Origin of the sequence: uncultured Marinobacter sp. (genome assembly GCF_913055835.1) — a bacterium.
Classification (GTDB): Bacteria; Pseudomonadota; Gammaproteobacteria; order Pseudomonadales; family Oleiphilaceae; genus Marinobacter.
In genome coordinates this window covers 261,359-279,179 of sequence record NZ_CAJXKQ010000001.1, presented here as the reverse complement: position 1 = coordinate 279,179, position 17,821 = coordinate 261,359, and the positions used below count along the sequence as shown (strand labels likewise).

Annotated in this window: 19 protein-coding genes; 10 read left to right on the top strand and 9 right to left on the bottom strand. The window is 56.1% G+C overall.

From position 1 onward, the window contains the following. Positions 1-4: 4 nt before the first annotated feature. Positions 5-985 carry an NADPH:quinone oxidoreductase family protein gene (locus tag QZ534_RS01415; RefSeq protein WP_296930537.1) on the bottom strand — a complete coding sequence of 327 codons (981 nt, stop codon included), beginning with the start codon at positions 983-985 and terminating at the stop codon, positions 5-7. A gap of 145 nt (positions 986-1,130) precedes the next feature. Next, the gene (locus tag QZ534_RS01410) at positions 1,131-1,697 is read right to left on the bottom strand and encodes a BLUF domain-containing protein (RefSeq protein ID WP_296930534.1); all 567 of its coding nucleotides are present in this window, start codon (positions 1,695-1,697) and stop codon (positions 1,131-1,133) included. Positions 1,698-1,890: 193 nt separating this feature from the next. Between QZ534_RS01410 and QZ534_RS01405 the strand changes: the two genes are divergently transcribed. From QZ534_RS01405 to QZ534_RS01375, 7 genes are all read left to right on the top strand, one after another. Further along, positions 1,891-2,508, top strand: a complete 618-nt coding sequence (locus QZ534_RS01405; protein ID WP_296930531.1) for a trimeric intracellular cation channel family protein — start codon at positions 1,891-1,893, stop codon at positions 2,506-2,508. 151 nt (positions 2,509-2,659) lie between these two features. Further along, a complete protein-coding gene (locus QZ534_RS01400; RefSeq protein ID WP_296930528.1) occupies positions 2,660-3,958 on the top strand; it encodes an NCS2 family permease in 1,299 nt (432 codons plus the stop codon). A gap of 30 nt (positions 3,959-3,988) precedes the next feature. After that, a complete protein-coding gene (locus QZ534_RS01395) occupies positions 3,989-4,531 on the top strand; it encodes an adenine phosphoribosyltransferase (protein WP_296930525.1) in 543 nt (180 codons plus the stop codon). A 23-nt stretch (positions 4,532-4,554) separates the two neighbouring features. After that, positions 4,555-5,217: a fumarylacetoacetate hydrolase family protein gene (locus QZ534_RS01390; protein ID WP_296930522.1), complete on the top strand. Its 663-nt coding sequence runs from the start codon at positions 4,555-4,557 to the stop codon at positions 5,215-5,217. Positions 5,218-5,266: 49 nt separating this feature from the next. Further along, complete coding sequence (locus QZ534_RS01385) at positions 5,267-6,577, top strand: AarF/ABC1/UbiB kinase family protein (RefSeq protein WP_296930519.1); 1,311 nt, start codon at positions 5,267-5,269, stop codon at positions 6,575-6,577. 296 nt (positions 6,578-6,873) lie between these two features. After that, complete coding sequence (locus QZ534_RS01380; RefSeq protein WP_296930516.1) at positions 6,874-7,725, top strand: hypothetical protein; 852 nt, start codon at positions 6,874-6,876, stop codon at positions 7,723-7,725. Positions 7,726-7,801: 76 nt separating this feature from the next. After that, positions 7,802-8,263 (top strand): hypothetical protein, encoded by a 462-nt coding sequence (locus QZ534_RS01375; RefSeq protein WP_296930514.1) that lies wholly within the window; start codon positions 7,802-7,804, stop codon positions 8,261-8,263. Here the strand turns inward: QZ534_RS01375 and QZ534_RS01370 are convergent. Then, complete coding sequence (locus tag QZ534_RS01370; protein WP_296930512.1) at positions 8,250-8,924, bottom strand: NAD-dependent deacylase; 675 nt, start codon at positions 8,922-8,924, stop codon at positions 8,250-8,252. The genes QZ534_RS01375 and QZ534_RS01370 overlap by 14 nt on opposite strands. After that, a complete protein-coding gene (locus QZ534_RS01365) occupies positions 8,924-10,327 on the bottom strand; it encodes an FAD-binding oxidoreductase (RefSeq protein ID WP_296930509.1) in 1,404 nt (467 codons plus the stop codon). The genes QZ534_RS01370 and QZ534_RS01365 overlap by 1 nt, the downstream gene beginning before the upstream one ends. A 190-nt stretch (positions 10,328-10,517) precedes the next feature. Between QZ534_RS01365 and serA the strand changes: the two genes are divergently transcribed. Beyond that, complete coding sequence (serA, locus tag QZ534_RS01360; protein ID WP_296930506.1) at positions 10,518-11,747, top strand: phosphoglycerate dehydrogenase; 1,230 nt, start codon at positions 10,518-10,520, stop codon at positions 11,745-11,747. 68 nt (positions 11,748-11,815) lie between these two features. Here serA and QZ534_RS01355 read toward each other — a convergent pair whose 3' ends face one another. After that, a complete protein-coding gene (locus QZ534_RS01355; RefSeq protein ID WP_296930503.1) occupies positions 11,816-12,472 on the bottom strand; it encodes an OmpA family protein in 657 nt (218 codons plus the stop codon). Between the two features lie 37 nt (positions 12,473-12,509). Further along, positions 12,510-13,517 carry an alpha/beta hydrolase gene (locus QZ534_RS01350; protein WP_296930500.1) on the bottom strand — a complete coding sequence of 336 codons (1,008 nt, stop codon included), beginning with the start codon at positions 13,515-13,517 and terminating at the stop codon, positions 12,510-12,512. A gap of 77 nt (positions 13,518-13,594) precedes the next feature. Between QZ534_RS01350 and QZ534_RS01345 the strand changes: the two genes are divergently transcribed. Then, positions 13,595-14,488 carry an alpha/beta hydrolase gene (locus QZ534_RS01345; RefSeq protein ID WP_296930497.1) on the top strand — a complete coding sequence of 298 codons (894 nt, stop codon included), beginning with the start codon at positions 13,595-13,597 and terminating at the stop codon, positions 14,486-14,488. Here the strand turns inward: QZ534_RS01345 and QZ534_RS01340 are convergent. Both QZ534_RS01340 and QZ534_RS01335 read right to left on the bottom strand, forming a co-directional pair. Further along, positions 14,466-14,720, bottom strand: coding sequence for a GIY-YIG nuclease family protein (locus QZ534_RS01340; RefSeq protein WP_296930494.1), 255 nt, complete (start codon positions 14,718-14,720; stop codon positions 14,466-14,468). The two genes, QZ534_RS01345 and QZ534_RS01340, sit on opposite strands and share 23 nt — an antisense overlap. A 13-nt stretch (positions 14,721-14,733) precedes the next feature. Beyond that, entirely contained in the window at positions 14,734-15,639 is a 906-nt protein-coding gene (locus QZ534_RS01335; protein WP_296930492.1) for a DMT family transporter, read from the bottom strand. A gap of 169 nt (positions 15,640-15,808) precedes the next feature. Here QZ534_RS01335 and dctP point away from each other — a divergent pair, with 169 nt between their 5' ends. Next, positions 15,809-16,888 (top strand): TRAP transporter substrate-binding protein DctP, encoded by a 1,080-nt coding sequence (dctP, locus tag QZ534_RS01330; RefSeq protein WP_296930490.1) that lies wholly within the window; start codon positions 15,809-15,811, stop codon positions 16,886-16,888. Positions 16,889-16,897: 9 nt separating this feature from the next. On the opposite strand, the gene rlmJ is transcribed toward dctP, so the two are convergent. After that, complete coding sequence (gene rlmJ, locus QZ534_RS01325; protein WP_296930487.1) at positions 16,898-17,737, bottom strand: 23S rRNA (adenine(2030)-N(6))-methyltransferase RlmJ; 840 nt, start codon at positions 17,735-17,737, stop codon at positions 16,898-16,900. Positions 17,738-17,821 lie beyond the last annotated feature (84 nt).

Here is a 17,821-nt window from a genome sequence, read left to right as displayed (position 1 = left end):
AAACTCAGGAGCCGACTTTCAACACTACCTTGCCAGTCGCCTTGCGCCCAGTCAGAGCCCCCAGAGCCTCTGCGTAATCCTCAAATTCGTAAACCGCACTGATCTTCGGATCAATCTTGCCCTCGCTGTAGAGCTTCATCAGCTCCATCATGTTCTGGGCACTGGTTTCAGGCTCGCGTTGGGTGAAGCTGCCCCAGAACACGCCGACCACCGAGCAGCCTTTCAGCAGCGTCAGGTTGGCGGGAATCTTCGGGATGTCGCCGGCGGCGAAGCCGATGATCAGGTGGCGGCCATTCCAGCCCATGGCACGCAGGGCCTGTTCGGTGAAGTCGCCGCCTACCGGGTCGTAGATCACATCCACCCCTTTGCTATGGGTGAGCTTCTTCACAGCGTCTTTGAGAGGCTCTTCCGTGTAGTTGATCAGCTCGTCAGCGCCCGCTTCCTTCGCTACCGCCAGCTTTTCCGCGGAGCTTGCGGCGGCGATGACCTTGGCGCCCATGGCTTTGCCCAGTTCAACCGTCGCAAGACCAACACCGCCACTGGCGCCCAGAACCAGGAGCGTTTCGCCAGGCTGCAGGTTGCCGCGCTGCTTCAGGGCATAATAGGAAGTTCCGTAAACCATGGTGAAGGCGGCGGCCTTCTCATCCGACATGGTATCGGGCACGGGCAGCAGGTTCTGCTCTGGCACGATGACTTCTTCGGCAAAGGCGCCGTATCCCGTCAACCCTGCAACACGGTCGCCCACTTTGAAACGGGTGACCTTGTCACCAACCTCAATTACCTCGCCCGCCATTTCGCCACCCGGAGAGAAAGGCAGGCTCGGCTTCAACTGGTATTTGTTTTCAATTATAAGGGTGTCGGGAAAATTCAGGCCGGCGGCTTTTACGCGGACTTTTACACCGCGGCCTTTAACTTCGGGACTTGGGACATCTTCGATGACCAGTTTCTCGGCCGGGCCGTATTCCTTGCAGAGGATGGCTTTCATGAGCTCTCCGTTCTTGTTTGATCAGGTTTCGGGCGAGTTTCGCCTACGATTGATACCCGTCAAGCTAAACAGAGTCTTATCATGAAGCAAATAAAGTTCTTTTATCTAAATGCATAAACCGTACTTATTTACCCGCACCCATCCTTCAAAGCATGGAGCCGCCGATCACCAGCGCCCCGACGAGAACCAGGCCAGCAACAATCAGACTCACTTTCATCCCGGAAGAGAGCACCTGCGGCGCTTCGCCTACTGATTGCCGATTGTCGTGATTGGCCAGATTCTGGTCATGGCTGGAATTGCGAATGAGGTCGATCATTCGCTCGCACTGGTCGGAAGTGAATGAGGCAGGGTCAAAGGATTCAAGCCCTTGCTCATCCAGAAAATTTCGGACATCCCGGGACAGAGGCACATACTTCATGGACCAGTTGCTGAAGGTCCGGCTCGAGAGCGGTTCCTCGATGAGGGTCACGACGTTTCGGTGGCGTTCATCCTTCAAGATTCGATCATAGGTCCTGCGCACCGCATCTTCATCACCTTCCAGATATTGGAAAAAGCGGTCGTTCCCGTAGTACAGACCACCCACCAGTTGATCTTTGGCATTGTTTTTTCGGGAGGTCATCAGAATTCGCGCAACGTGGGGCTCTACACCCTTTTCCACCGGTTTGGCGTCGAACGTGGCTTCACTGGCATAGGCCAGACGCATCAAGGACATAACAACTCCGTACAACAGGATAGAGGTAAGATGAATGCAAGATACGCTTGAAGGTGTCGCTATGGATCACAGTCTCCCTCTGGCGAAGAATGTGCCAGACTGGATCTGTAGATGAAAGAAAACACGATTTCCGCTATCCTCCGCGCTCGAAACCACGCCATAAGGCCTTTTTTAGCCTCTTCCGGATTCAGCCATGCCCGACATCATTTACATACTTGAAATGATTGGAATTGTTGCATTCGCAATTTCCGGAATGATCGTGGCACGCTCCAAGAATATGGATCCCGTGGGCGTGTTTACCATTGGGTTCATCACCGCCCTGGGCGGCGGCACCCTCCGGGATCTGATCATGGACAACCACCCGCTCTACTGGATCAAGCACGAGGAGCAGCCCATGCTGATTCTCGCCATGGCGGTTGTCTTCAGCTATTGGAAACGGGCGGAGCGACTGCGGGAGTCCAGAATCGTATTTCCGGACGCGATAGGGCTGGGCGTTTTCTCCATTCTTGGCGCCCAGTTGGCGCTGGACCTCGGTCATTCCTGGTTTGTCGCTTCCCTGCTCGGCGTGATGACCGGCACCTTCGGCGGTGCACTGCGAGACACTCTGTGCAACGAAGTGCCCTACATTTTTCGCAAAGACCAGATATACGCGTCGATTTCCTTTGCCGGCTGCTGGCTGTATTTCGTGTGTCAGTGGTTCCTCGATAACGAAGCCCTGCCACTGACCATTGGTCTGCTTTTCATTGTGATTGTGCGCATGCTGGCCGTTCGGTTTGATATCCGGCTGCAGCGGGACCCACAGAGCAATTAACAACATCGTCTGTTTGACGAACTGTCAATCATCCCTTGGCCTGAGGCAGATGAGCCGGTAATATTGCCGTTTTTTCACGCAATTCACGAATTCCGCTCAGATCAGACTCCCAAACACTAAACTTCAGCATCCTTTGAGGCAGACACCCGTCATGCTTGAACGACTGTTCCAACTCCAGGCCCACGGCACCACTGTTCGTAAAGAAGTGGTTGCGGGCATTACCACTTTCCTGACCATGGCTTACATCATTGTGGTCAACCCGAGCATCCTGTCGTCTACCGGCATGGATTTCGGAGCTGTTTTCGTTGCCACCTGCCTTGCCGCCGTTATCGGCACCCTGATCATGGGCTTGTGGGCGAACTATCCCATCGCTCTGGCGCCGGGTATGGGACTGAATGCCTTCTTCTCCTTCACGGTTGTTGGCAGCATGGGCTACAGCTGGCAAGTGGCACTGGGGGCGGTGTTCCTCTCCGGTTTCCTGTTCTTCCTGCTGAGCATTTTCAAGGTCCGCGAATGGATCATTAACAGCATCCCCATGTCGCTGCGCTTCGGTATTTCTGCCGGCATTGGCTTCTTCCTGGCTCTGATTGCACTCAAGAACGCCGGCATCGTGGTGGATCACCCCGCAACACTCGTGGGTCTGGGCGAGGTAAAGGTTGCAGAGAGCCTGCTGTTCTTCGGCGGTTTCCTGCTGATCTGCGCGCTGTCGTTCCGTCAGGTAACCGGCGCCGTCATGATCGGCATCATTGCGGTTACCGGCGTTGCCATGGCACTCGGGATGGTGGAGTACAAGGGCTTTGTTTCCGCGCCGCCCAGCCTCGCACCAACGTTCATGCAGCTGGATCTGGCCGGCGCCCTGAACGTGGGCATGATCAGCGTTATTTTTGCGTTCCTGTTCGTTGACCTGTTCGACACCTCCGGCACCCTGATCGGCGCCGCCCAGCGGGGCGGCCTGCTGGACAAGGATGGCAAGCTGCCGCGCCTGGGGCGGGCCCTGATGTCCGATTCGGTCGCGACCATGTCCGGTGCCGCTCTTGGCACCTCGACCACCACCAGCTATATCGAATCGACGGCAGGCATCTCCGCCGGCGGACGTACCGGCCTGACGGCTGTGGTTGTGGCTGCGCTGTTCCTCGCGTGTCTGCTGTTGTCGCCCATTGCCAGCATCATTCCTGCCTACGCGACCGCTCCGGCACTGCTCTACGTTGCGGTTCTGATGGCCAGCGGCCTTAAACTGGTCGACTGGGATGACGTCACCGACGCAGCTCCGGCTGTGGTCACCGCCCTGATGATGCCGCTGACGTTTTCCATCGCCAACGGTATCGCACTAGGGTTCATCACCTACGCTATCCTGAAGGCACTGAGCGGTCGCTGGGCAGATCTGAACGCCAGTGTTGTTATCATTGCCGTTGTCTTTGTTCTGAAATTCATTTTCCTGGATGCGGCCTGATCCGCATCCAGAGCATTAACCGGAACGTTTATGGATTATTTTTCAGAGAGCATCAAAAAGGCGATTCGCACCGTCCCGGACTGGCCAAAGCCCGGCGTGGCGTTTCGCGATATCACCACGGTACTGCAGGACAAGACTGCATTCCGGAAGCTGATTGATGCCTTCGTACACCGTTATCACGGCAACAAGATTGACGCGGTGGCAGCAGTAGATGCACGCGGATTCATCATCGGCTCGGCGCTGGCCTATGAGCTGAACGCTTCGCTGGTACTGGTCCGCAAGAAAGGCAAGCTGCCGTTCGACACCCTTGTGGAAGACTATGAGCTTGAATACGGCACGGCCTCCGTTGAGCTGCACAAGGATGCATTCAAGCCCGGCGACAAGGTGGTTCTGGTGGACGATCTGATTGCCACCGGTGGCACGATGCTGGCCGCAACCCGCCTGATCCGCCGGATTGGCGCGGAGATTGTGGAAGTGGCAGCCATGATCGATTTGCCAGATCTCGGCGGCTCCCGCAAGCTGCAGGATGAAGGCCTTCAGGTTTATACTGTTTGCTCGTTTGAAGGGGAATAATTAACAGCAATCAGGAGGCGACCATGCCGGATTACCAACACCACTGGAAGGATGGCACACCCGTCCACTTGCCGCTGGGGAAAATCGTCTGCATTGGTCGCAACTACGCCGAGCACGCCAGAGAGCTCAATAATCCCGTGCCGGATGAGCCCTTGCTGTTCATCAAACCGGCAACTTCGGCGGTGCACATCACACGCCCCCTGGATTTCCCGAGAGACCAGGGGGAGGTGCATTTCGAGACCGAACTGGCGGTTTTGATCGGCCGCCCCCTGACCCGGGCTTCAGCCAGCGAGGCCAAGTCTGCGATCCTCGGTTACGGCCTGGCACTGGATCTGACCTTGCGGGACCTACAAGGCAAACTCAAGGAAAAGGGCCAGCCCTGGGAACGGGCGAAAGGCTTCGACGGAGCCTGTCCGCTGTCGCCTTTTGTCTCAGTCGATAAATTTTCCGGCGATCCCATTCACTTCACACTGGACATCGATGGCAATCGCCAGCAAACGGGCGATACCGGCGATATGCTCAATCCTGTCATTCCACTTATCGCTCATATCAGTAGCCAGTTCACCCTGCTTCCCGGCGATGTGGTGCTAACGGGGACGCCGAAAGGCGTTGGACCGCTGATCTCTGGCCAGACCCTGTCACTTGAACTCGAAGACCTGCTGTTCGTGGAGACCAAAGTGGTTTAACGTGCAGGGCCGGCTAAACCCAAACCCGGTCAAGGGCGTACATCTGTTTATGACAAAGAAACCGGTTACCTCCCGACGTGGTCGCTTCTTCAAACTCGCTGGCATGACTGCCTCTGTGGCAGGGCAATATGCCGGTCAGCGCGCTCGCAGGCTATTCCGCTCGGAAAACGACGAAGGCGCCCAGAGTGAAAGCTACACCCGCATGGCAGGGCAGATTGCCGACACCCTAGGGGAGCTGAAAGGCGCCGTGATGAAAGTCGGTCAGATAGCCTCACAAACCCAGGATTTCCTGCCCCGGGAGTTCTCGGAAGCCCTGGAAAAACTGCAGAAAGAAGCACCACCGATGCCCTTTGAGGTGATCGTGGAGCAGATTGAGTCGGAGCTCGGGAAGCCGGTCTCAGAGCTGTTTGAATACCTCCAGGAAAATCCTTACGCAGCCGCATCCATCGGTCAGGTGCACCGGGCCCGCCTGCACGACGGCACCGATGTGATCGTCAAGGTGCAATACCCCGGCGTCGACGAATCCTGCGACTCGGATCTCAAACAGCTGAGAATGACACTGAAGCTCGGTGGCCTGCTAAAAATGCCGAAGGAATCGGTAGACCGCCTGTTCGCGGAGATTCGGGAACGGTTAAAAGAAGAGCTGGATTACGAGAACGAGGCCCGGAATATAGAGCTGTTTCGCAAGTTCCACGAGCATCAACCCTGGGTCCTGATTCCCTCGGTTATGACCAACCATTCCACCCGGCGGGTGCTGACCATGGAGCTGGTGGAAGGCGACCACGTTAGCAAGGTCACCCGGGAACAGTACGATCAGGACACCATCAACCTGATCGGCCACCGCATCTTTACCCTGATGGCAGACCAGCTGTTCCGGTTCCAGTGCATCCACGGCGATCCCCACGCCGGCAACTTCGCCTACCGACCGGACGGCTCGATCATCATGTACGACTTCGGCTGCGTAAAAAAACTCAAACCGGAGATCGTCGAGGCCTACCGCAACGCCCTGATAGCGGCACTGGATGAAGATTACGAGGCCCTCGACCGCTACCTGATCGACCTGGGCGCCCGCGTGGGAAGTCAGCCTGCCGTGGATGAAGCCTACTACGCCATGTGGCGGGACATTCTGGTAGTGCCTTTTGAGCAACGGGATGTGCCCTACGATTTCGCCGAGGCCGACATCCACAGACGCGTCGCCGAGAAAACCAGTACCGTGTTCAAATACCTGGATTACTTCAAGCCACCGGTGGAAAGCATCTTTATCGACCGGATGATTGCCGGCCATTACTGGATGCTCAAGCGGCTGGGGGTTCAGGCGGCGTTCAGAACGGAACTGGAGAAATACCTCCTGCACCAGTAATACTGCATCAAAAAAGCTCGGCGAAACTTACAAGTACCCTAATTGAACATTTGACCAGTACTGAAACCGCGTCACAGGCTGACGTCCCCTCTGCATCGGATAACAATCCCAACCCAACCTGTCCCTGCCCTGAGACTGAAACTCCCGGATCAGGGCTCAGCACCCTGTAACAATTCATTTTCAAACCATTAAATATTGCAAAATATTCTTAACGAGACTGTCTCCATTCAATCTGGATCTATAGGATTACCAGCCGTTAATAAACAAACACTGAAAATCAAACAAACGGAGTTCAGATGAATCTCAAGGGAATCTTTTCACTTACCTTAGTTTTCAGTCTCTTGACAGGATGTGTAGCGGCACCAATCGAACGCCAGACAGGAGAGCTGGATCTCAAATATAACTCTGAGAGATCCTCAAAAACCCATGTTCAAACAATCGCTATCGTCAGCCCGAAGTTCGCTGAATATGAATCAGCACAGCCAACCAGCTACAACGGTCTCCCTATTCCCCGGGTTACGGCAGATTTCAACCAGCGTTTCTATCAAGGAAACTACGCGGCTACCCTTGAGAGCGCGCTCGGACAAGGCTTTCAGAAACTGATCACGGATAAAGGGTTCCGGTTCGTCGGCCCTTATCAGAGCTTCGACGAAATCACCTACACTGACAAGCGAGACACCTACCTCGCGATCATCCCCTCTTTAGACCTTAAATTCAGCAAAGCCGCAGCCCAACCAAACTGCTCGGGAGCTCGCTGCGTGGAAGAGGGAAGCTTCGCCATTAGCGGGGACTTTTCATTCAAGCTGGTTGAGCCCCTCACCATGCAAACCTTCATGACCAAGCGTATTTCGCTGCAGGATCTTGGTATTTCCAAAGAATATCGCGCGATTTTCGACAACCCTGGGCATAACAAGAATGATCTGGTTGGCCTTGCTCTAAATACTGCTTTCGAACAGATTGAAAAAGCAAGCAATCAAGGGAAGGTCGACAATAGTAAAAATATCGACACTAGTGACAAGGTACTCGCTGAAGCCGTAAACGAGTTTTACGCTGCGGCTATGGGGCGCATCGATACCTACCTGACACCAGAAGAAATCCTCAGCTTCTCACGAGATGTTGAAGCACTGAAAGATCGCAAACGCTATTAAGTGACTAATCACTAGCTAAGCATGTCGGGGGAGTTTGACTCCCCCTTTTTGTATTCACAACCTCTGCGGAACAAGCATGAACAGAATTGGATCAGTCATAGCGCTCTCATTTGTAATGACTCTTGGCGGTTGTTCAGTTATCGGCGGCGGCAGCGGTACCAACTATGCGCACTACCAGGATGGCGCTTGCGACATTGTGGTAAGCAATCAGGGATCTTTTCTAAGCGGCCATCACATTGAGGGAATGACTGGGCGACGTGAGATACGCATTGAGCATATGGAGCGCATGGCCTCGTATCTGATGGCCGAGGGTTATGACATTCGCACTGAGAACCGTGAAACTCAATTCACCGGTGTTTTCCTTTCCAACGGCAAGCAATATCACATGGCAGTCAGTGTCGACCAGAACACCTCGGGGCAAAACCGGCTCAAACTGAGCTTCTCGACACCGCCCTTGATTGGCCTTTTAACCAGCCATGTTCGGGATGAATTCTGCAAAATAGAAGCAACAGCACAATTCGCAGCTACAACCCGCTAACCCACTCCAAGACACCTTCGCAAGCCCCTTTGCGAATTATTCTTGCCCGGGACACCGACGCAGGCTCTCCCGGGTCGATGACCGTGATGGGCACGTCCCTGTCCACTTCGTAAACCAGACCGGCAGCCGGATAAACCTGAAGTGACGTGCCGACGATCAGCAAATGGTCCGCGGTGCGGACTATTTCGGCGGCTTTGTCCAGCATGGGCACTTCCTCGCCAAACCAGACGATATGGGGCCGAAGCTGTGCGCCGCGGTCGCAGGTGTCGCCCGGTTTGATATCACGGTAACCGATGTCATAGACGAGCTCCGGATACCTGGAGCTACGGGCCTTGGTCAATTCACCGTGGAGGTGAATGACGTTGCTGGCGCCGCCGCGTTCGTGGAGATCGTCCACGTTCTGGGTAATCACGGTTACCCGGTAGCGCTTTTCCAGCTCTGCCAGCAGGCGATGAGCCTGGTTGGGCTGGGCCGATGCCAACTGGCGGCGGCGGTCGTTGTAGAACCTAAGAACCAGCTCCTGGTTCCGGGCAAACGCCTCGGGGGTGGCCACATCGTAGACACTGTGCTCTTCCCACAATCCGCCATTGTCACGGAATGTGGAGAGGCCGCTTTCGGCGCTGATGCCAGCGCCTGTCAGTACAACGATGTGGTCCTGCATCAGTCGAAGATCTTGCCCGGGTTCATGATTCCATTGGGATCGAATACCTGCTTGATCCCTCTGAGGTAGGCGATTTCCGCCTCGCTACGGGTGTACTGCAAATAAGGCTTCTTGGTCATGCCCACACCGTGCTCGGCCGAGACACTGCCTTGATAACGCTCGACGATCTCGAACACCCATTTGTTGACCTGCTGGCACTTCTCGAAAAAATCCTCGTTGGCCATGCCCTCTGGCTTGAGGATGTTCAGGTGCAGGTTGCCATCGCCAATGTGGCCGAACCAGATAATCTCGAAGTCCGGGTAATGTTCGGTGACCACAGCGTCGATCTCCTGTAGGAAGCCCGGCACCTTGGACACGACCACGGAAATGTCATTCTTGTAGGGCGTACGGGGCGCAATGGATTCGGATATGCGCTCGCGCAGCTGCCACAGGTTCTGGGCCTGGGTCTCGCTCTGGCTGATCACACCATCCAGCACCCAACCGTTCTCCACACACTGCTCGAACAGTGCCATGGCGTCGTCCATCACCTGGTCGGAGACAGATTCGAATTCCAGCAGTGCATAGTACGGCGCCTCGGTTTCAAAGGGCGCCTGCACCTGGCCATGGGCAAGTACATGCCCCATGGCCTGATGGGAGAAGAACTCGTAGGCTGTGAGGTCGATTTTCTTCTGGAATGTCTGCAGCACGTCCATGGTATTGGTCAGATCATTGAGACCCAGCACCAGTACCGTCAGGTTATCCGGCTGGCGGGAAAGTTTCATGGTGGCTTCCGTGATAAAGCCCAGGGTACCCTCCGCACCGATAAACAGGTGGCGCAGATCGTAACCGGTGTTGTTTTTCTCCAGATCCTTGTTCAGATCCAGGATATCCCCTTTGCCGGTTACAACCTTGAGCCCGGCAACCCAGTCCCGGCTCATGCCATAACGAATTACCTTGATGCCGCCAGCGTTGGTCGAGAGGTTGCCACCGAGTTGGCTGGAACCGGCGGAGGCAAAATCTACCGGGTAGTAAAGGCCATTCTCTTCGGCAAAATTCTGCAGCTGCTCGGTAACCACACCGGCCTGACAACGGACGATTCGATCGCTGGCATTGAAATCCAGGATCTGGTTCATGTTGTCGAACGCCACAACCACTTCCCCGTTCGCGGCCACCGCCCCGGCACTCAGACCTGTGCGACCGCCAGAGGGCACCAGTGCCACCTGATTCTCGTTGGCGAACTTCACCAGCGCCTGCACCTGTTCGGTGGTCTTGGGCAACGCGATCGCCAGGGGCTTGGGTGGATAGATCTTGGTCCAGTCCTTGCCATAAGTATCCAGATCCGCCGGGTCGGTCAGCACCTTGCCGGGTGCGTCGCCGGTCGCCATCAGGTCTTTGAGGGAAGCAATGATCTGTTCAGAATTCATGAATTTTTCGGTCTCGTCAGGTTTGGGCCGGAGCATCCTGCAACAGGAGTCACAGACAGTTGATTCAGGCAAACCGGCGCGCTGTGAAAATCTGCGTTTATGGTATCATACCGGCCCTGTTCTGTGAGCCAGCCCTGACGATCACTGGCCACGGGTCATTTCACGTGACGAAAGGTTCGGAAGCAAGCCCATGTCAAATACGTCTCTTGAGAAGAGCAAAATCCGTATCCTGCTGCTGGAAGGCGTGCATCAATCTGCCATTGATACCCTGAACGCTGCGGGCTATACCAACATCGAGTATCTGTCTCACTCGCTGGCAGAGGAAGAGTTGATCGAGAAGATCGCCGATGCGCACTTTATCGGTATCCGCTCGCGCACCCAGCTGACCGAGAAAGTATTTGAAGCCGCCAACAAGCTGGTGGCCGTGGGATGTTTCTGTATTGGCACCAACCAGGTGGATCTGCAGGCCGCCACCCGGCGTGGCATTGCCGTCTTCAACGCGCCCTTCTCCAACACCCGGAGCGTGGCGGAACTGGTTCTGGCCCAGGCCATCCTGCTGCTGCGAGGTGTTCCGGAGAAAAACGCCAAGGCGCACCGCGGTGAATGGCTGAAGTCCGCCAAGGACAGCTACGAGATCCGTGGCAAGAAGCTGGGCATCATTGGCTACGGCAACATCGGCACCCAGTTCAGTGTCCTGGCCGAGGGCCTGGGCATGGATGTGTACTTTTACGATGTCGTCTCGAAACTGTCGATCGGTAACGCCACCCAGGTGGGTACACTCCAGGAGTTGCTCAACATTGCTGATGTGGTAAGCCTGCACGTGCCGGAAACACCGGCTACCAAGTACATGTTCAAGGCTGAGCAGTTCGCCCAGATGAAACCCGGCAGCATTCTGATGAACGCCTCCCGGGGCACGGTTGTCGACATCGACGCCCTGGCCGACGCACTTGGCAGCGGCAAGCTGCTGGGTGCCGCCATCGACGTATTCCCGGTTGAACCCAAATCCAACGATGAGGAATTTGTTTCTCCGTTGCGGGAATTCGACAATGTGATCCTGACTCCACACGTGGGCGGATCCACCATCGAAGCCCAGGAAAACATCGGTCGGGAAGTGGCAGAGAAGCTGGCCATGTACAGTGACAACGGTACGTCCGTTTCCTCCGTGAACTTCCCGGAAGTGGCACTGCCGTCCCACCCGAACCAGCACCGCCTGCTGCACATTCACGAGAACGTGCCGGGCGTGATGTCCGAAATCAACCAGGTATTCTCCGAGAACGGCATCAACGTATGCGGTCAGTACCTGCAGACCAAGGAAGACATTGGTTACGTGGTCGTGGATGTGGACAAAGAGTACGGCGAGCTGGCTCTGGAAAAGCTGCTCAAAGTGAAAGGCACTATCCGCTGCCGCGTGCTGTTCTGATTCACGAAATGGCACAAAAAAACCGGAGCCGCGTGCTCCGGTTTTTTTTATGTGTGTGCCGGCCCTGCTTATTGCATGGGCACGAGCGTCAGCTCTACACGACGATTCTGCTCCCGACCAGCCGCTGTATCATTGGAAGCCACAGGGTAGCGTTCGCCGTAACCAACAGCACGGGTACGCTTGGGCTCAATGCCCTGATTCAGCAGAAAGTCCCGCACGGAAGAAGCCCGACGCTCACTGAGCAACTGGTTGTAGCTGTCTGAGCCGGAGCTGTCGGTGTGCCCCTCGATCTGGATGATGGTCTTGTCATACTCCTTCAGAACCAGGGCCACAGATTCCAGCGTTCCGCTGAATGACGGCTGGATGGTCGATTCATTCAGGTCGAAGGTGATATTGCCCGGCATAACAAGCTCAATCTCATCACCGTTGCGCACTACGCGAACACCGGTGCCTTCCAGCTTACGGCGCAGTTCGGCTTCCTGCTTGTCCATGTAGTAACCGATACCACCACCAATGGCCGCACCACTGGCAGCACCGATCAGTGCGCCTTTACCGCGATCGCTGCTGCTGGAGGTTGCCGCACCAATCGCAGCCCCGCCAATGGCGCCAATGATACTGCCTTTGGTCGCACTGGAGGTTTTCTCCTCGCCGGTGTAGGGGTCATAGGTCATGCAACCACCGAGACCGACAGTGGCCACTGCAAACGCGAGTATTGTCTTTTTCACAACTATCTCCTGTGCCTGTTGTTCCTGGCAGAGACCGTTAGCGGGTCTGTGATGCCGGGTTCGAGAATGTATCAATGATGGTATTGAATACGGTTGCCTGCAAATCCTGAGCTTCGTTCACAAGATGATGACGTCCGTCAGGGATTTTCAGTTCCTCCACCGAGGAAAATTTATTCCGGATAATGCGCAAATTGTGCTGCCAGTCGACAGTAAGGTCTTTTTCACCTTGCACTACGGTCACGGGAAAGTCGACAGGCCGGGCGGATTCGATATGGGGCACCCATTTTCGCAGGGCGCTTACCCAATCCACGTGTACCGCTCTGGCCTGGAGTGGATCATGCTCACGCAGAAAACGCAGAAACCGACTGTTACCACTGTTCTCCGCGAACACCCGTCGCCAGCGCGAAATAAACGGTTTGGCGATGCTATGGAGCACCTTTGCTCCCAACCAGCCCGCAGGCCGTACCAGTGGCGCCAGAAGCACCACTTTCTGGAAGTCGGACGTCTCCTGATTGTGCTGATTGGACAGCAGGTAGTCGATCAGGATCGCACCACCAGTGCTCTGGCCCACGGCAAACCAGGGTTCACGCACCTTTTCTCTGACCTGAGCCATGACATCTGCCAAAACCCCCTGGTACTCCAGAAAACTGCCAATCGCCGCCGGCGTACCACTGGAGAGGCCGTGTCCCGGCTGATCATAAGCCAGTACATCAAAGCCGGCGCCCAGGCAACGATCAATCAACTGGCTATACAATCCGACATGATCGAAGTAGCCGTGCAGAATAAACACGGTACCACGTGCAGCTTCCTGCTCCGGCAACCGGAAATAGTGCACCATGACTTCATGATCGCACGCTTTGACGTAACCCTGATGATAGGCAACGTCCGGATGTTCCACCCAGAGATCCAGGCCATAAAAGCGGCAATAGGCCACCATTTCATCACTGAGATCCCGTGGGCAGGCCGGGTCGAACGGTTCGAGTCTGTCGAGGAGCGAGTGCCTGTCCCAATCCGGTATTTCTATGGTATCTGTTTTCCAGTACACGTAGAGTTAAACGCCTGTCATGAATAGGTTATAAATTTTGGCCTCCAATCCTAACCCATAGCAGGGGAAAGACACAGATGTTGCAACAGCTTCTGGAGAATGCGTTGCGCCAGACCATGAACCGGTTAGTCAGACCGATTCTCAACCCGGCGGTACCCGTTCCACTTCAGCGACGCGTTGTGCGCCAGGCTTACCGCAGTTCGATACCGCCAAAAGGCGCAATGTTTGAAAACACCAGGGTTGGCAATGTTCCGGTTACCCGGACCGGCTTCGGCAATACCCCTAATGGCGCGGTGCTTTACCTGCATGGCGGGGGCTATATTATCGGTTCCTCCAACACCCACCGTGGCATAACCGGGCACCTGGCCAAAACCAGTGGCTGCAGCGTCATTACGCCGGATTACCGGCTGGCACCCGAATTTCCCTTCCCCGCCGCCCTGGATGACGCTGAAGCTTGCTGGAACGGACTACTCGAGGAAGGATTCAAACCGGAGCAGATTGCTGTCGCCGGAGATTCCGCTGGCGGGGGGCTCGCCGTAGCCCTCGCCATGCGGCTGCGAGATAAGGGTGCGCCTGTGCCGGCATCGCTTACGGTGTTCTCACCCTGGGTGGATCTTACCCAGGACCACCTCTACGCGCCGGAATGTGAGCCGGTACTCCAGGCCAGCTGGACCAGTAAAGCGGCTAAACTCTACGCCGGTCAGGAATCCCTGAGCAATCCATTGATATCCCCCATATTCGGCGATCTGGGCGGACTGCCGCCGTTGCTGGTACAGGTAGGAAGCCAGGAAATCCTGCTGAACGATGCCGAGCGGCTGGCCGCGGCGGCAAACCGGCAAGATGTAGAGACCCGCCTCGAGATTTATAACAGTCTATGGCACGTATTCCAGGTGCATAGCGGCCAGCTCGACCGTGCCACCGCCGCGATGGAGACCGCCGGCGCGCACATCAAACGTCATCTGGCAGCTTGAGCTCGCCCCGGGCCAGAGCCTCTTTCCTGGGCCGGGGCCACTGTTTGACGTGCCACTCCAGCCGTGAGGCCCGGCTCCTGTCGCCGGCAGCCGCGCTATATACCAGCTCCAGCGGTCCCTTGCCCCTCAAACTACGCGCTCCCCTGGGAGCACCGGACTGATGTTCATTAAAGCGCCGCTCCACGTCGGTGGTAATGCCGGTATAAAGCGCCCCACGTGCAGTTCGCACCATATAAATGAACCAGCTAGCCAAGGTTCAGGGCCTCTTCCCGGTCTTTGACCTTTTTCTGCTGGATCCAGAGCCCCATCATGATCAGAACCAGGCCAATGTAGGTGGAGGGCAGGATATGCTCGCCCAGAATGAAGTAAATGAATACCAGCGAAAGGAACGGAGAGATAAAAATCAGGTTGCTGACCTTCGAGGTGTTCTCCGCCTTCTTCATGGCGTAGGACCAGAGTACGAACGCAATGCCCATCTCGAACACACCAACGTAAACCGCAGCCGCAAGGGAGGTTCCACTAGCGAAGTTCAGGCCCTCCGTCCACCAGCAAATCAGCAGAATCACCGGCAGCCCGCACATGAAATTCAGGAACAGGCCAACCACCGGATCACGGGTATCCCGGGTAGCAATAATCCAGTAGGACGCCCAGACCACGGTACTGCCAAGGGCGAGAGAAACCCCGAGCGGATCCTCGAAACTCAGGGAAGTCACGGCGCCACGGGTGGCAATGACCACCACGCCGGCGTAGCAGATCAGGCCCGCGACAATATCCAGCCTGCGCAGCCGGTGCCCCAGAAACGGTACCGACATGTAGGCCAGCACCAGGGCCCAGGTGTAGTTCAGCGGTTGCGCTTCCTGGGCGGGCAGTCGGTCAAAAGCACCGAACAACAGGAAATAGTAAAGACAGGGATTGATCAGACCCATGCCAAAAGACTGGGCGTACTGTTTGCGACTGAGTGAAAACACCAGATGCCAGCGCCCCTGCAGAATCAGAATGACGGCCATGACGACCACCGATGCACTGCAGGCAATCAACAACATCTGAACGGGAGCCAACTCTCTCAGGGAGAGCTTGAATGCGGTTGCCACCGTGGACCACAACAGCACTGTGCCAAGGCCATAGAGCATTGCCTGTTTCTGGTTCTTCATTCACGGCCTCCTGCCAGCCACTCAAACTGCATCAACTCTCTCCTTTCGCCACTGGATCGTTTGGCCGACAGTGTAATCCAATCGGACCCGGTTACCCACGGCATTGGGCATTCTTGTGTTACCTTGTATACCGATAGCAGACAAGGATTGAGAAAACTGGAGCCCCGTTATGCCCACCGCCCGTTTCAGGTTCTGGCCATTAAGCCTCGCATTGGCCACTGCACTGACCGGTTGTTCAGACAGCCAGACCGACAGCGGGGACAGAACCGCGCAAGCACCGGAAGCGCCCGAATACCCCGTCACCTGGCGCTTCGCTCTGGAAGAAATTGAGGGTAGTGTCCAGCACGCCTATGCCGAAGCGCTGAAAGAGCGAATTGAAGAGCGCTCCGATGGCAAGGTCGAAATCGACATTTTTCCCTATGGTTCACTGGGAACCTCGGCCCAGCTCACGGAGCTGGTCCAGAATGGTTCGGTCAGCCTCGCCTTCGCCTCGCCCGGACACCTTGCCAACACCATTCCTGAAGTTGGTCTGTTTACCCTGCACTATGTCCTGCCGGACGACGCTGAGGTAACCCGAGAGGTTCTGGCGAGCCCGCAATTGCTCGGTCTGTTTGAACAGCCCTACGCCCGGGAGAACATGAAGCTGTTGGGCTTTGTACCTGAGGGCTGGATGGCATGGACTGCCAACAAGCCGCTTCGCACACCGGACGATTTCAAAGGCCAGCGTATCCGCACCATGACATCCGATATGGCCGAGGAAGCCTTTAAGGCCTATGGCGCCGAACCGAGCCAGATCCCCTATTCTCAGGTCTACAGCGATCTGCAACTGCGCAAGATCGATGGCCAGAGCAATCCGGTGTTCGCCATCGAGGAAATGGATTTCTATGAAGTCCAGAGCACTATGACGCTAGCCCGGCCAGCGCAGTTCGTTGCTTCCGTGGTGTCCAATCTTGATTGGTACAACGCGTTGCCCGAAAAACAGCAGCAATGGCTGAATAACGGTCTCGACGATGTTGCACAGATCGCCTGGGAGACCCAGGAAGAGCTCAATCAGACGCGGCTTGAAACAATGCTGGAAGAGGGGCACCTGAAGGTCGTCCGACTCACCAATGCTGAGCGCGAGGTTTTCCGGCAGGCCAGCATGCCCGTGCGTGACATTTATCTGGAACACACGGGAGACAGTGGGCAGCGTATTTTTGAGCGAGTGCAGCAACTGATCGAAGAGAAGGAAGCCAACACACCAGAGTAGGCTAGCGGATCACTCCGGCACCAGCCATCCGATATCATGGGTCATATTCAAAACCTCGGGCCCGGCAACATCGCTCATCATTGCGGACAGACGGGAATCGAAGCCCCAGGGCGGGTTTACCACCAGCATGCCTGAACCGACCATGCCTCGCTCCGGCGGGCGGCGCAGGTGTACCTCGCTGCACAGCACCTTGCGCAGGTCGGTGCGCCTGACCGCCTCTTTCAACTGCGCCTGCAGCCCGCTGGTGAGTATCGGATACCAGACAAGATAAACCCCATGACGGCATTTCTGCCAGGCTTTCCCAAGCGTTTCTGCAACGTCAGCGTAATCCGATTTGATCTCGTAAGAGGGATCAATCAGCGTAAGCAGCCGGGGCTGCTTCGGTGGCAACTGCTTCAGAAGACCAGCCAGGCCATCCTGCCTGAGCACACGAATAGGGGCCTCGGAGGCCCAACCTGAAAGTTGTTCACTCTCGGATGGATGAAGCTCGAAAACTGTCAACGCATCCGAGGGCCGGAGAAAATGCTGGAACCAGGCCGGTGAACCCGGGTAAACAGACAGTTTTCCCGTACCGGCATTGAACCCTTCCAGCACGTCCAGAAACGGCTTCCAATCCTCGGCCCTTAGTCCGTCTCTGGCGCTCCACAGTTTTTGAACACCCTCGTCGGCCTCTCCTGTCTTCCGGGCCCGCTCACTGCGCAAATCATAGATGGCGCTGCCGGCATGGGTGTCGAAACAGGCTATGCCTGATTTCTTCGCCTGCATCATTGAAAGAGCAAGCGCCAAGGCACCGTGCTTCTGAACATCGGCAAAGTTGCCGGCGTGGAAGGCGTGTAGATAACTCAACATACAATAATCGCTCCCTGGTGACCGGGCCATTAGGCCCGATCACGGATGCTCAGGGCAAGAGTGATAGCCGGAATCACGATCACT